Below are 12,731 nucleotides of genomic sequence, written 5' to 3'. Positions count from 1 at the left end.
AAGCCAACCACAGTGTGGCGTGCGCGGGGTACGAAAAAGCGCCCCCGTTCCGAAAGAACGAGGGCGCCTGATCAAGCGGAAGCTACTACTCGCGGGTGAGCACGAAGATGCGCAGCATCTCGACATAGAGCCAGACGACGGTCATGATAATGCCGAACGCGCCGGTCCAGCCGTACTTGCGCGGCAGGCGGTTGTTGACGCCCTTCTGGATGAAATCGAAGTCGAGCACGAGCGAGTACGCGGCCAGCAGCACCGCGAGCAGGCCGATGAGGATGCCGAGCTTGATGTCGAAGCCGAGAATGCTGATGCTCGCACTGCGCATGCCGAAGGCCTGATCGCTGCCGCCGAAAATCATCATTCCCACGTTGATCAGCGAGAACGCGGCGTAGCCGATCATGGCGATCAAGAAGATCTTGGTGGCCTTCTTCGAGGCGCGAATCTTGCCGCTCTTGAACAGTGCGAGCGTGACGCCGACCACGACGAGAGTGGCGAGAACCGCCTGCATCACGACGCCCCCGTAGATGTCTTCAAAGAAGCGGGAGATGCCACCGACAAACAAGCCCTGGGCCCCGGCGAAGGCGAGGATCAGCGGAGCCGACGGCTCCTTCTTGAAGGTGTTGACCAGGCCGAGCACGAAGCCGGCGATGGCACCCAGAATGAACAGGAACGGCAGCACCGGGGTGGCGACCCAGGAGATCATGGCCGCCACGAGCAGCAGCGCGAAGCCGAGGCCGGTCTTGGTTATGGTGTCTTCGTAGGTCATGCGTTCGGTGTCCTGTGAACCGGCGGCGGGCCGGTTGTACATCGACTGCAGATCGTTGTCAGAGAGGGCCTGCGACGACGCCACTGCGCCACGAGCGCCGAACGCTTCGTTGCGGGAGAAAGCGGGGTTGGAGGATGCCATGGGTTGCTGTACTCACAATCAGCTGATGGGTCATTCGGTTGCGCGCGGGCGAACCGACACGCAGCGCCTGGTGCGGCACTGCGTTAAAGGTACCCGAGAGCGCATTCGAATGTGCTGGGGATCAGCCGATTTGCAGCAATTCAAGCCGTGATCTGGCACCCATTTCGCTGCAAGCGGATGCCGGCCCCCAGCATCCGTTCTGCTGGCGCGGTTAGCCTGACACCATGCAACCGATCGTCATTGGCCACCGCGGGGCAAGCGGCCACCGGCCCGAACACACACGCTCAGCTTTCAATTTGGCCTTCGCGCTCGGCGCCGACGCCGTCGAACCTGACCTGGTCGCCACCCGCGACGGCGTGCTCGTCATTCGCCACGAAAACGAAATCTCCGGAACAACGGATGTCGCCACTCGCGCCGAATTCGCCGCTCGCCGCGCCGAGAAAATCGTTGACGGCAAGGCGATCACCGGCTGGTTCACCGAGGATTTCACCTGGGAGGAACTGCGCACCCTGCGCGCCCGGGAACGGCTGCCAGCCCTGCGACAGAGCAATACGACCTTCGACGACCAGCACCCGATTCTGCGCCTGCGCGACCTGTTCGACCTCGTCGACGCCGCGGCCGAGCAGACCAACCGAACGCTCGGGATCGTCGCCGAGATCAAGCACGCCACCTATTTCGGAGGGCTCGACCTGCCGTTGCCCGAACTGTTCGCGGCCGAGGTCTCCGCGGCCGGCTGGAACACCGACCGGCTCACCGTGGAGAGCTTTGAACCGAGCGTGCTCGCCCAGGTTCGGGCTCAGGGCGTGCGTGGCAAACGCGTCTTCCTGATCGAAGACGAGGGGTACCCCGTCGACCAGGTCGCGGAGTACGGCGCCGGCGCGCTCAGCTACGCCGACCACCTCACGGCCGACGGGCTCGCGAGCCTCGCCGCTGGCCGCTCGGCTGGCGGGTCCCGCAGCAGTATGGGCTCCAGTACCGCCACGAGTGATATCGGCGTCGATGGCATCAGCGTGCCCAAATCGCTCATCCTCGAAACGGATGCTGCGGGTGACGTGACCGGGGCATCCGCTCTGGTGGACGAAGCCCACGCTGCCGGGCTCGAGATCTACTGCTGGACCCTGCGGCCGGAAAACAAATTCCTGGCAAAAACCTTTCGCAGCGGTACCCGCAAGGGCGACTTCGGACACTGGCAGTCGGAGTTCCGCGTCATTCTCGGCTCCGGCATCGACGGGGTATTCGCCGACCACCCGGATCTGGCCGTGCACGTGCGCGACGCGTTCTGAGCGGCTGCCAGCGTCTCGTAATCCATGTGTTCCGACACGCGTAGGTTTCGAGACACCGCAAACACGAATCGAAGTGAAACGCGCGCGCTGCGCTGTGCTTTAGGGCTCAGAGTGGCCCGGGAGCCGAATCCGTTACGGGACGGTCTCGCACAATTGTCGAGTGCCGGGCGACGCGCGTTGAGACGGGATGCGGGATCGCTCGGTGCCGCCCGAGATGGGTGCCCTGAGGAAAGATTGTGGAGACTCAGCGGACAGTCACCGAAACCTGAGGAACCTGAGTGGGGTCTCAGAACTTCTCAGGTCGGAGTACCTCGACATCGCTCACGAAGAGGATCATGGCGTAGTTGTCGTAGTAATGCTCCTGAAAATGGGCGGCGATTTCTTCAGCCGTCGCTGCGTCGCACACCACCTCGATGCGGATGTTCCCATTTGTTTCCCAGCCGGCGTTGCGAGTACCACGACTCCCCTTGCCACGAGCGTCAGTGATGGTGTACCCGTGGGCGTGAAGCCGATCGATATCCCGGACAAGAGTGCTTTCGAGGGCGGCTTCGGTGACAACGGTCAACAGCTTGCGGGTATGGCTTTGCATCGGGTTCAACCTTTCGCGAACGTATGAGCCCACACGGCGAGTGCGTGGTACAGCGGGATCCCGATCAGGACATTGAACGGAAATGTTATCCCGAGCGCACCGGCCAGGGAGAGGGTGGGGTTTGCGTCGGGTACAGAGATGCGCATGGCTGCCGGTACCGCGATGTAGGACGCACTGGCCGCCAGAGTTGCCAGGATGGTCGTTCCTCCGATGGAGAGGCCCAAAGACCACCCCAGCCACGTTCCCACCAGCGCTGAAAAAAGCGGCATTGCGATGGCAAAGACCACCAGAAAGGGGCCGTGTCGGCGCAGGCTTCCCATCTGTGTGGCCATAATCAAGCCCATCTCCAGCAGAAAAAGAGCGAGAATTCCTTTGAAGAGGTCCACGAATAACGGTTGGATGGACGACAGCCCGTCCGGGCCAGCTACCCAGCCGATGAGTAGTCCGCCCAGGAGCAGCACGATGCCTTTCCCCAGAAACACTTCATGGGCGATCGACTTCCACCGGGTCTCGCGCGAGATGCCTCGTGCGAGCACAATTCCCACCAGAATTGCTGGCACTTCCAGCAGCACCAGAAGCAGCGGCATGTGTTCTTCGAACGAGATCTGCTGGCTGCCGAGGTAGGCGACGGCGACGGCGTAGGTGCCCACGCTCACGGAACCGTAGTGGGCGGCGATAGAGGCCGCATCCGCTCGCTTGAAACGGCCCAGATAGCGCAGCACCGGGAACGCGACCAGGGTGAGGCCAAAACCCATGGCCACCACGGCGAGCATCTGCGGCAACAGGCTGGCGAAAGGCTGCCTGGCGAGTTCCACGCCGCCTTTGAGACCAATGGCCAGCAGCAGCACGATGCTGACGAACTCGTAAATCGCCGCCGGAAGACGCAATTCTGAACGCAGGAGGCCGGCCACGGCTCCGAGCAGGAAGAAGAGAATGATGGGATCGATCACATTGTGGCTCTCTTATTTACTCTGCTCGAAGTGTGAAGAAGCGGCGCGACTCCATGGTGACCAACCCCGTCAATGCACGCTGACCAATACGTGCTAAGTATAGCGTGCATTGTGGAGCGTGTGTCGGCTATGGTGAGATGATGGCCGACTGGACCTTTCTTACTAATCACGCACACGTTTTACTCTGCGTTTCTCAAGACCCCGGCATGCGATTGCGCGATATCGCAGTAGAAGTGGGGATCACCGAACGCGCCGCCCAGCGAATAATCGCCGAACTCGTCGCAGATGGCTATCTCACGCGTCAACGCGACGGGCGGCGCAACAGTTATCAGCTCTACCCAGACTTACCGCTTCGACATCCCTTGGAACGCCACCACCAAATTGGTGAGCTTCTCAGAGCCCTTGGATCCGTCAACCGTGAGTAGCCACCGCGGTCGAAACCGCCAGCCGCGTGCGGTGTGGCCCGGTCGACGAACAGTCTGTGCCAACAGCTCGTGCTCAGCAGGGCAGGTGAGATGTGGTCTGCAATGATTCAGGGAATTCGGACTCGAGCTCCATCTACTCCGGTAAACGGGTCGCTCTGCTGACCCAACATGGTAAGGAGCGCGTGGTCGGTCCTGTGTTGGAGCGGGAGCTTGGTTGCCGGGTCGAACACATCGTGGGCTACGACACGGATCTACTCGGTACTTTCACCCGCGATATCCCCCGCTCCGGCACACAGCTTGAGGCAGCACGCAAGAAAGCGCGCGTGGGCATGGAATTGTCGGCATTACCCCTGGGCCTTGCCAGCGAGGGGTCGTTTGGTCAGGATCCGTTCATGGGGATGTTCCCCTGGAACGTTGAATTCCTGATCTGGATCGACCGTGAGCGCGACTTGGAGGTCGTCGGCGTGGCGCAAGGCAAAGCGAATTTCTCCCACCTGCTGACGGCGGACTGGGCAGCCGCCGAAACGTTCGCCCTCAAATCGAGGTTCCCCGAACACCACGTGGTCGTACGCCCGGAAAGCGAGCACGACCCCCGCATCCGCAAGGGAATCGCCGCCTGGGCGGAACTGGAAAACACCTTTGCGTGGGCGCTGGCGCAATCGGAAAACGGCCACGTGTTTCTCGAAACGGACGTGCGCGCCCACGCCAATCCGACGCGTATGGAAAACATCCGTCTCGCGGCCGAAGACCTCGCACAGAAACTACGTTCCCTGTGTCCAGCCTGCGGCACCCCAGGTTTCTGGAAGGTAGAGCGGGTGGCAGGACTGCCCTGCAGCGACTGCTCCGCGCCCACGAACGAGACCCGTGCTGAAACTCATGGATGCCTCATCTGCCCGCATCGCCACACTCGCGAGTTCACCGACCGAAGCTACGCCGACCCGCGTTTTTGCGACAACTGCAACCCGTGATGTTGCCCATGCCCTCGACACGCTGGTCGCGCACCTGATGTGCGGCAGGCCAGCCACGAGAGCCGCATGGGTTTTAGATCAATACCGTTCAGCTAAGCGTTTGAATGGTGATTTCTGGGGCGTGGAGGGGTTGCGGCCATTGGGCGTGGCGGAAGCGGCCAAGAGAAGAAGGAGATAGTCCTCCTCCGCGTTTATGTCGTCGACAAGCTCGACCTCGTCAACGTCTGCGCGGTGGGGTTCACGGTTGTCGCCCCTGCGATCATCCATCCAGTTGACTCGATCAGTAATCGTCGGGGCGTCGCTAAACTCCATAACCCGACCCGCCCGCGTGTCAGGGGCCTCGCCTACACTGGAAATCGACATGATCACACCTCTTCACGCGGAATCCGCGCCCGCCACCGCCGGCCGCTCGGCCACGCCGATCATTCTCGATTCCAATGGGTATGCGGGCACCGGCAGCGCCCAGCAGAGCCCGCTGCTCGACGGGCTCAACCCGCAGCAGAAAGAAGCCGTCGAATACCGCGGCCAGGCGCTGCTCATCATCGCCGGCGCCGGGTCGGGCAAGACCAGCGTGCTCACCCGTCGGGTGGCGAGCCTGCTCGAAACGCGGGATGCCTGGCCGAGCCAGATTCTCGCGATCACGTTCACCAACAAGGCGGCCGCTGAAATGCGCGAGCGGGTGCACGCCATCCTCGGCCAAGCGTCCGACGGAATGTGGATCAGCACCTTCCACTCCTCCTGCGTGCGCATTCTGCGCCGCGAAGCCGAGAAGATCGGTCTGTCGAGCACCTTCAGCATCTACGACTCGGCCGACAGCAAGGTCACGCTCAAGCGCATCATCAAGGGTCTCGACGCCGACACCTACGGCTTCACGCCCGGATCGGCGGGCGCCAAGATCTCCAAGCTCAAGAACGAACTCGCCGACGCCGATTCCTATGCCCGCAACGCGAACATGAGCGACCCGCAGGAGGTCATGTTCGTCGAGATTTTTCGGCAGTACTCCGCCCGGCTGCGTGCCGCGAGCGCGCTCGACTTCGACGACCTCATCGGTGAGACCGTCTACCTGTTTCGTGCGTTCCCCAAGGTCGCCGCGCTCTACCGGCGGCGGTTTCGGCACCTGCTGGTCGACGAATACCAGGACACCAACCACGCTCAGTACGCCCTCGTGCACGAGCTCACCCGGCCGGTCACGGCCGAACTCGCTCAGGAGATGGAAGACGACGGTGTGCACGTGCGCAATTTGCGCGACGGCAGTGGCGCCATTCCCGGCGCCTCGCTCACCGTGGTCGGTGACTCCGACCAGTCCATCTACGCCTTCCGTGGCGCCGACACCCGCAATATCAGCGGCTTCGAGCGGGACTACCCCGGAGCGAAGGTGATTCTGCTCGAGCAGAACTACCGGTCGACCCAGAACATCCTCTCAGCGGCGAACGCCGTGATCGGCCACAACTTCGACCGCACCGACAAAAAATTGTGGAGTGCGGGCGGCGACGGCGAGAAAATCGTCGGTTTCACGGCGTATTCCGGGCACGACGAAGCCCAGTTCGTCTCCGACGAGATCCAGGTGCTGCACGCGGCCGGCATGGCCTACCGCGACATGGCCGTGTTCTACCGCACCAACGCGCAGACCCGAGCGCTCGAAGAAATCCTGGTGCGCTCGGCCACACCGTACCGGGTGGTCGGCGGCACCAAATTCTATGAGCGGGCCGAAATCAAGGATGCCCTGGCCTACCTCATCGCCGTCGCCAACCCGGTCGACGAACTCGCCCTGCGCCGCATTCTGAACACCCCCAAGCGCGGTATCGGCCCGGCCACCGAGACCGCACTGTCGAGCTTTGCCGACGATAACGAGCTCACCTTTCGGCAGGCAATGCGCAATTGCGCCGCACTGGGTCTCGGCCCGAAGGTGACCGGCACCATCCTCAAACTGGCCGAACTGCTCGATGCCGCCGCGCTCCTGCTTGTGCCGACGTCGGTCACCGATGACGGCGTGCCGGTCGGCGGCTCCAACGTCTCCGACGTGCTCGAGTTTCTGTTGGGCGGCAGCGGACTGCTAGCCGTGCTGCGGGGCAGCCGTGACCCGCAAGACGAGGTGCGGGCCGAGAACATCGAGGAGCTCGTCGCCCAGACCAAGGACTTCAACAAGGAGAACCCCGACGGCGGTCTTGTCGACTTTCTCACCCAGGTGTCACTCGTGGCCGCCGCTGACGACCTCGACGACGCGTCGGGAACGGTGTCGTTGATGACGCTGCACACTGCGAAGGGCCTCGAATACGAGGCCGTGTTCCTCACCGGCGTTGAGGAGGGGCTGCTGCCGCATCAGATGTCGGCGAACGAGCCGGGCGGTCCGGCTGAAGAGCGCCGCCTGTTCTATGTGGGCATCACCCGCGCCCGCAAGCGGCTTTACCTCTCACTTGCCATGACCCGGGCCCAGTTCGGCGATATCAACGTGGCGATGCCGAGCCGCTACCTGCAGGAGATCCCGGCCGAGCTGATCGACTGGAAGCAGTCGCCGGGAATGGCCAACTCGCGCGGCGGCACCCAGCCGCGCGCTCTGAACGCGCGCCGCGATGGCGGCTTTGGTGGCTTTGGCAACTCTTTGACTAGTTCGAGCGACGGTTACGGCGGGCGCAGCGGTTACGGCACCAGCGCGAAGCCGGCCGGCCTGCCGCCGGGCAAGCCGAAGACGGAGTGGGCGAACAAGATCACCGGAACGGTGCGCGACAACGGCAGCCTCGAACTGGCGGCGGGCGACCGCATCCGCCACCACGACTTCGGCGAGGGCCGGGTCAACCAGGTCACCGGCGAAGGAACCAAGCGCATCGCGCACGTGCAGTTCGACACAGCGGGCGCCAAAAAGCTGTTGATCAAGATCGCTCCAATCGAAAAGATCTAGCGCCTAGCCCGCCAAGCCCGAAAGCTTGTGGCTGTGGGCGCGCTCCCTGCGCGGCTTCCAGTTCGAGGTCGCTACCCGGGCCGCGGTCGCCGCGGCGCTGCCGCTCAGCGTGCTCGTCCTCACCGGCCAGCGCGACTGGGCCGCCTAAGCGGCGTTCGACTCGCTGACGGCGCTGTTCGGCCGCAACGAGCCTTATCGGGTGCGGCTGCGCGCGTTCATCCCGGTGCGATCCGCGACGCTCAGGTGGGGGTCTCAATCGCCCAAAACGTGGCCGGCGCGCTCGCCGCCGGTTCGGTCGCGCTCGTGGCGGGCGTCGGGCATCCGTATTGGGCCGTGGTCAGTGTCGTTGCGGTCTTGCCGCCGCCCGGCGCGAAGCACTCCGTCTCGCGGGCATTTCACCGCATGATCGGCACGACCCTCGGCGTCGTTGTGACCGCGCTCGTGCTGTTGCCGGGCCCGCCGGTCGCCGTGCTCATTCTGGTCGTCGCGCTCGGTCAGTTCGGTGCCGAGATTCTGATCGGCCGCCACTACGGCGCCGCCCTGCTGTTCGTGACCCCGCTCGCCCTCACCGTGGTGCACCTCACGAGCCCGGTGCCGGTGCCGGCGTTGCTCGTCGATCGCGTGTTGGAGACAATACTCGGCAGCGTCGTCGCCCTGGTCATTGTGCTGCTCGTGCGCGCGCAGGCCCGGAGACGACCGGAGCTGCCGGGGTAGTCGATAACGGGGCTGTCGGGATTCACTCAAAGCTGCCGTCGCCCCCATTTACCCCGCGAAAATGAGGCATAGACGACACACAGGCCGTTCACAGGTCATCGATAGGCCATCGATGGGCAGTGGCTCGATGCTCTATTCATGAGCCTCGACACGCGCACCACCCGCACCGGCCCGGCGCTGCTGCATCCGGCCTACAAAAAGCGGATGCGACTGGCCGACACCCTGCAGATCCTCTGCGTGGCGTCGGTCGCCATCGTCATCGCCATCTTTCTCGCCGACGGGGGAGCCGCCCGCTTTTCGACCCCGGCCGACGTGTTCACCTCGCTCGGAATTGTCGCGGGCCTGGTCGGCACCGACCTGCTGCTCGTGATGCTCGTGCTGGCCGCGCGCCTGCCTCCGGTCGCCCGCGCCTTCGGGCACGATCAGGCGATGGCCGTGCACCAGTCGCTCGGCAAGCCCGCCCTCTACCTCATCCTCGGCCATGCCGTGCTGCTCATCACCGGTTACGCGCTCGCTGAAAATGTGAATGTTTTCATCGAGGCCTGGAACATGTTCACAGGCCTGCCCGACATGCCGCTCGCCTTTCTCGGCCTCGCGCTCATGATCGGCGTCGTCGTGACCTCGCTCGTCGTGGTGCGTCGAAAGTTTCGCTACGAGGCCTGGCACGCTGTGCACCTGCTGGCCTACCTCTCGGTGCTCGTCGCCATTCCGCACCAGTTAAGCGTCGGTGGCCTGCTCAGCGAGGGTTCCATCGCCCGTTACTACTGGCTGGCCCTGTACGTTGCGGTCGCCGGAAGCATCGTCGTGTTTCGCTTCCTGCTGCCGGTAGTGCGCTCAGCGCGGCACCAGCTTCGGGTGGCTTCGATCGAGCAGGTCGCACCCGGTGTGGTCTCGATCACCCTGACCGGACGAAAGCTGGAGCAGCTGCGCGCGACATCAGGACAGTTCTTCATTTGGCGGTTCTGGGCGCACGGACTCTGGTGGCAGGCACACCCGTTTTCCCTGTCCTCCGCCCCGAGCGGGCGGGGCCTGCGCGTCACCGTGCGCGGTCTCGGGGACGCCTCCCGGCAGCTGCCCCAACTGGCGCGTGGCACCCGGGTGAGCTTCGAAGGCCCGTATGGCCTGTTCACCGAAAACGCCCGCACGTCGCCGCGGGTCGTGCTGATCGCGGCCGGCATCGGCGTGGCGCCCATCCGCTCCCTGCTGGAAACGGTCTCGTTCGCGCCGGGCCACGCCACCGTGCTGCTCCGCTCGCACTCGGTCGGCGACACCTACCTGGTCGACGAACTGACGGACCTCTGCCGGGTGCGCGGCGCGCAGCTGCGCGTCATCGCCGGCAAACGACCCAAGGGAGTCAGCACCTGGCTGCCAGCGGATGCCGCCAAAGCCGGGATCACCCTGAAGAAGATCGTGCCGGAACTGACCAGCAGCGACATCTATATCTGCGGCCCCCGGCCGTGGACCGACGCCGTCGTGCGCGATGCCCGTTCCGGCGGGGTTCCCAAGAAGCAGATCCACTACGAAAGGTTCGACTGGTGAGAGCACGTGCAGTAGCCCTGGCCACCCTGGCCTCCGTCTCGATCGTCGGCATAGGCTGGCAGCTGGGCTCCCAGGCGATCGACGTCTCGCAGAGCCTGACCGCCTTCACCGGCGGCACCGCGACGGCTGCGACAGTGACCGCCACAACGGATGCCGCGGCGCAGGCCGCCGCCACGGCCAAAGCGGCTGCTGATGCCGCAGCTGCGGCGAAGGCTCAGGCCGACGCCGCGAACACTGCAGCGTCAGCCCAGGCTGCAGCGGATGCCGCTGATGCCTCCACCGCCGCGGCGAACACTGCCGCCACAGCCCAGGCCGCCGCGACAGCCGCTGCCGCGTCAGCGGCCGCGCAGTCCGGAACCTTCACCGGCGCGGTGGTGCAGACCCAATTCGGCAACATGCAGGTGTCGGTGACCATCGCCAACGGCGCGATCACCGAGGTCACTCCGCTGCAGCTGACCAACCGCGGCGGCCGATCGGTCGCCATCAGCAACCAGGCCGCGCCGATTCTGCGATCCGAGGTGCTCGCCGCGCAGTCCGCGAACGTGCAAAGCGTCAGCGGCGCCACCTACACGACCCAGGGCTACCTGCGGTCCCTGCAATCAGCCCTCGACACGGCGGGCTTTTAAACGTGGCCGCCATCGGATCCGATCACGAACGCACACTCGCCGGCTCGCCGGTGCGTCCCGCGCCCGGGCTGCCGCACGCGGTGGAGTCCGCCCGTGTGGCAGCCCGCACGGCCGCCCGCGCATCGGTCGATCGCACCTGGCCAGCGCTGACTTTCGAGACGATGGGCACGATGGTGAGCCTGCGGCTGGCCGATTCCGATGCGCACACCGTGGGGGAGAGCGCTCGGGTCGAAGCCGCAGAACTCGCCAAGGCGATGTTTCGGCGCTGGGATGAGCGGTTCAGCCTATACCGGGACGACTCGGAGCTGAGCCGGATCGCGCGTGGGGACATCCGTTTGACGGATTCGAGTGCGAGTGTGCGGGACGCTTACGCGCTCGCGCTGACCTGGCGCGACCGCAGCAATGGCGTGTTCACACCGCATCGCGCCGATGGTGTGATCGATCTCTCCGGGGTGGTGAAGGCTCTTGCGATAGCTGAGGCCGGTGCGGCGTTGACCTCTCGGGGTCTGCTCAACTGGTCCATAAATGCGGGCGGCGATGTTCTGGTCAGCGGCGAGCCGAAAGGTCGGTTTGGAGCGTGGGAGTTCGGCGACGGCGCGATGTCGACCGGGCACGGGGTGGCCGTTCCGGCAGTGGTCACCGAGCATCCGGAGTGGGTCGTGGCGATAGTCAATCCGGCCTACCGAGGTGACGTGCTGGCCAGCGTGCCGCTGCGGCATCCGCTTCGCGCGGTAGCGACGTCGGGCAGCGCGGAACGCGGCGAACACATCTGGACGGCGCTGAACGGGGAGTTATCGCCGTTTCGCCAGGTAAGCGTGTTCGCCGCCGACATTGTCACGGCAGATGTGCTCGCGACGGCGATCGTGGCCGGCGGCGAAGCGACGCTGAACGAGATGACCGCGCGGTTCGCCATCGACGTGCTTGCCGTGCTGCGCGACGGCCAATTGCTCGCGACACCGGGGCTGCACCGTGCCGAGTAGACCGGCCCGGACAGATAGCTCGCCCTGCTTGAAGCCCCATGGGCGTGGGGTGCCGTGACCTGCGAAATATCCGCGCTCACGTCAAAGAGAGGCAGATCATGAGCGATGCCAATGAGTTCTGGAGCGACGAGAACCGGAAAATCGACGATCTCGACCGGGATTTGGACCGGGAGAACGACGACCAGGATTTGGCGGGGCCGGATGCGGATGACCGCAGTATCGACCTTGATCTTGACCCCGACCTGTACCCCGACATCGACTTCGACAACGACGACAGCTACTGACCGTCAGTCCGTATCGGCACCGGCAATCACGTCAAGCGGATGCTCCAGATCATCCTGCGGCAGGCGAAACAGGCGCGTCGCGGTCGGTCCTGGCTCCTGGCGCCGAGAATACTCCCGGCCGCCCATGCCGCCTCTCGCGCCGCCAAGTGAAGGAGTCAACGAGACCTCTGGGGTACGAGACGGCTGGGGTATCAGACCGGGGCGGGCATCCGCTTGCGAGAAGTGCGACGCACCAGCGCGGCGATGGCGCGCCAGCCGAGCAGGAAGATGCCGAGCACGATGGTCGTGACGATCGCGAAACTGAGCTGAACGCCCTGGCCGCCAGCGAGGCGCAGCAGGAGGCCGCCGGCCACCGTTGCGATCCAGATGCCGAGGCCGGTCCAGACCACGCTGAGCGGGTGGCGCCAGGCGCGCAGCAACAGCCAGCCGATGATCAGCCCGCCGAGAAATGGCCAGGCAGTCACGCCCAGGCCGGCCAGGGTCTCGCCGTGGCTCAGTCGACCGATCGCGGCGAACAACAGCACGAGGGCGGCGTCGAGCACACCCGCGGTGACGATGGATTGTCGAGACATG

General features: G+C 64.7%; 15 protein-coding genes. 10 read left to right on the top strand and 5 right to left on the bottom strand.

Features of this window, described 5'->3' with window-relative positions; genetic code table 11:
* Window positions 1-85: 85 nt before the first annotated feature.
* Window positions 86-904 carry a Bax inhibitor-1/YccA family protein gene (locus E3O11_RS02820; RefSeq protein ID WP_092449575.1) on the bottom strand — a complete coding sequence of 273 codons (819 nt, stop codon included), beginning with the start codon at window positions 902-904 and terminating at the stop codon, window positions 86-88.
* A gap of 224 nt (window positions 905-1,128) precedes the next feature.
* Between E3O11_RS02820 and E3O11_RS02815 the strand changes: the two genes are divergently transcribed.
* Window positions 1,129-2,187, top strand: a complete 1,059-nt coding sequence (locus tag E3O11_RS02815) for a glycerophosphodiester phosphodiesterase family protein (RefSeq protein ID WP_092449577.1) — start codon at window positions 1,129-1,131, stop codon at window positions 2,185-2,187.
* Between the two features lie 286 nt (window positions 2,188-2,473).
* On the opposite strand, the gene E3O11_RS02810 is transcribed toward E3O11_RS02815, so the two are convergent.
* Window positions 2,474-2,776, bottom strand: coding sequence for a P-II family nitrogen regulator (locus E3O11_RS02810; RefSeq protein WP_092449578.1), 303 nt, complete (start codon window positions 2,774-2,776; stop codon window positions 2,474-2,476).
* Between the two features lie 5 nt (window positions 2,777-2,781).
* Window positions 2,782-3,726: a sodium-dependent bicarbonate transport family permease gene (locus E3O11_RS02805; protein ID WP_092449580.1), complete on the bottom strand. Its 945-nt coding sequence runs from the start codon at window positions 3,724-3,726 to the stop codon at window positions 2,782-2,784.
* Window positions 3,727-3,866: 140 nt separating this feature from the next.
* Between E3O11_RS02805 and E3O11_RS02800 the strand changes: the two genes are divergently transcribed.
* Window positions 3,867-4,151, top strand: a complete 285-nt coding sequence (locus tag E3O11_RS02800) for a helix-turn-helix transcriptional regulator (protein ID WP_092449785.1) — start codon at window positions 3,867-3,869, stop codon at window positions 4,149-4,151.
* A 182-nt stretch (window positions 4,152-4,333) separates the two neighbouring features.
* Window positions 4,334-5,119 carry a DUF6671 family protein gene (locus E3O11_RS02795; RefSeq protein WP_241994619.1) on the top strand — a complete coding sequence of 262 codons (786 nt, stop codon included), beginning with the start codon at window positions 4,334-4,336 and terminating at the stop codon, window positions 5,117-5,119.
* A gap of 78 nt (window positions 5,120-5,197) precedes the next feature.
* Here E3O11_RS02795 and E3O11_RS02790 read toward each other — a convergent pair whose 3' ends face one another.
* Complete coding sequence (locus E3O11_RS02790) at window positions 5,198-5,482, bottom strand: hypothetical protein (RefSeq protein WP_092449584.1); 285 nt, start codon at window positions 5,480-5,482, stop codon at window positions 5,198-5,200.
* Here E3O11_RS02790 and E3O11_RS02785 point away from each other — a divergent pair.
* From E3O11_RS02785 to E3O11_RS02760, 7 genes are all read left to right on the top strand, one after another.
* On the top strand, window positions 5,481-8,015 hold the full coding sequence (locus E3O11_RS02785; protein WP_092449586.1) for an ATP-dependent helicase: 2,535 nt from the start codon (window positions 5,481-5,483) through the stop codon (window positions 8,013-8,015). The two genes, E3O11_RS02790 and E3O11_RS02785, sit on opposite strands and share 2 nt — an antisense overlap.
* A gap of 25 nt (window positions 8,016-8,040) precedes the next feature.
* A complete protein-coding gene (locus E3O11_RS18395) occupies window positions 8,041-8,163 on the top strand; it encodes a hypothetical protein (RefSeq protein ID WP_277871252.1) in 123 nt (40 codons plus the stop codon).
* Between the two features lie 95 nt (window positions 8,164-8,258).
* Window positions 8,259-8,729, top strand: a complete 471-nt coding sequence (locus E3O11_RS02780) for an FUSC family protein (RefSeq protein WP_166787468.1) — start codon at window positions 8,259-8,261, stop codon at window positions 8,727-8,729.
* A 138-nt stretch (window positions 8,730-8,867) separates the two neighbouring features.
* Entirely contained in the window at window positions 8,868-10,268 is a 1,401-nt protein-coding gene (locus E3O11_RS02775; RefSeq protein ID WP_241991233.1) for a ferredoxin reductase family protein, read from the top strand.
* Window positions 10,265-10,894: an FMN-binding protein gene (locus E3O11_RS17990; RefSeq protein ID WP_233195163.1), complete on the top strand. Its 630-nt coding sequence runs from the start codon at window positions 10,265-10,267 to the stop codon at window positions 10,892-10,894. Before E3O11_RS02775 ends, E3O11_RS17990 begins: the two co-directional genes overlap by 4 nt.
* Before the next feature lie 2 nt (window positions 10,895-10,896).
* A complete protein-coding gene (locus tag E3O11_RS02765) occupies window positions 10,897-11,874 on the top strand; it encodes an FAD:protein FMN transferase (RefSeq protein ID WP_241991234.1) in 978 nt (325 codons plus the stop codon).
* A gap of 98 nt (window positions 11,875-11,972) precedes the next feature.
* Window positions 11,973-12,158 (top strand): hypothetical protein, encoded by a 186-nt coding sequence (locus E3O11_RS02760; RefSeq protein ID WP_134479509.1) that lies wholly within the window; start codon window positions 11,973-11,975, stop codon window positions 12,156-12,158.
* A 191-nt stretch (window positions 12,159-12,349) separates the two neighbouring features.
* Here E3O11_RS02760 and E3O11_RS02755 read toward each other — a convergent pair whose 3' ends face one another.
* Window positions 12,350-12,730 (bottom strand): DUF3054 domain-containing protein, encoded by a 381-nt coding sequence (locus E3O11_RS02755; RefSeq protein ID WP_092449592.1) that lies wholly within the window; start codon window positions 12,728-12,730, stop codon window positions 12,350-12,352.
* Between the last annotated feature and the right edge of the window lies 1 nt (window position 12,731).

The organism is Cryobacterium levicorallinum (assembly GCF_004402405.1).
GTDB lineage: Bacteria > Actinomycetota > Actinomycetes > Actinomycetales > Microbacteriaceae > Cryobacterium > Cryobacterium levicorallinum.
Note: the sequence above shows the minus strand (reverse complement) of the source record. Positions and strands in the feature narration are given on the sequence as shown.

Excerpts from the sequence above, each read along its gene's own strand:
- E3O11_RS02820 (WP_092449575.1), bottom strand. The coding sequence starts at position 904 with ATGGCATCCTCCAACCCCGCTTTCTCCCGCAACGAAGCGTTCGGCGCT.
- E3O11_RS02815 (WP_092449577.1), top strand. The coding sequence starts at position 1,129 with ATGCAACCGATCGTCATTGGCCACCGCGGGGCAAGCGGCCACCGGCCC.
- E3O11_RS02810 (WP_092449578.1), bottom strand. The coding sequence starts at position 2,776 with ATGCAAAGCCATACCCGCAAGCTGTTGACCGTTGTCACCGAAGCCGCC.
- E3O11_RS02800 (WP_092449785.1), top strand. The coding sequence starts at position 3,867 with ATGGCCGACTGGACCTTTCTTACTAATCACGCACACGTTTTACTCTGC.
- E3O11_RS02785 (WP_092449586.1), top strand. The coding sequence starts at position 5,481 with ATGATCACACCTCTTCACGCGGAATCCGCGCCCGCCACCGCCGGCCGC.
- E3O11_RS02790 (WP_092449584.1), bottom strand. The coding sequence starts at position 5,482 with ATGTCGATTTCCAGTGTAGGCGAGGCCCCTGACACGCGGGCGGGTCGG.
- E3O11_RS02775 (WP_241991233.1), top strand. The coding sequence starts at position 8,868 with ATGAGCCTCGACACGCGCACCACCCGCACCGGCCCGGCGCTGCTGCAT.
- E3O11_RS02760 (WP_134479509.1), top strand. The coding sequence starts at position 11,973 with ATGAGCGATGCCAATGAGTTCTGGAGCGACGAGAACCGGAAAATCGAC.
- E3O11_RS02755 (WP_092449592.1), bottom strand. The coding sequence starts at position 12,730 with ATGTCTCGACAATCCATCGTCACCGCGGGTGTGCTCGACGCCGCCCTC.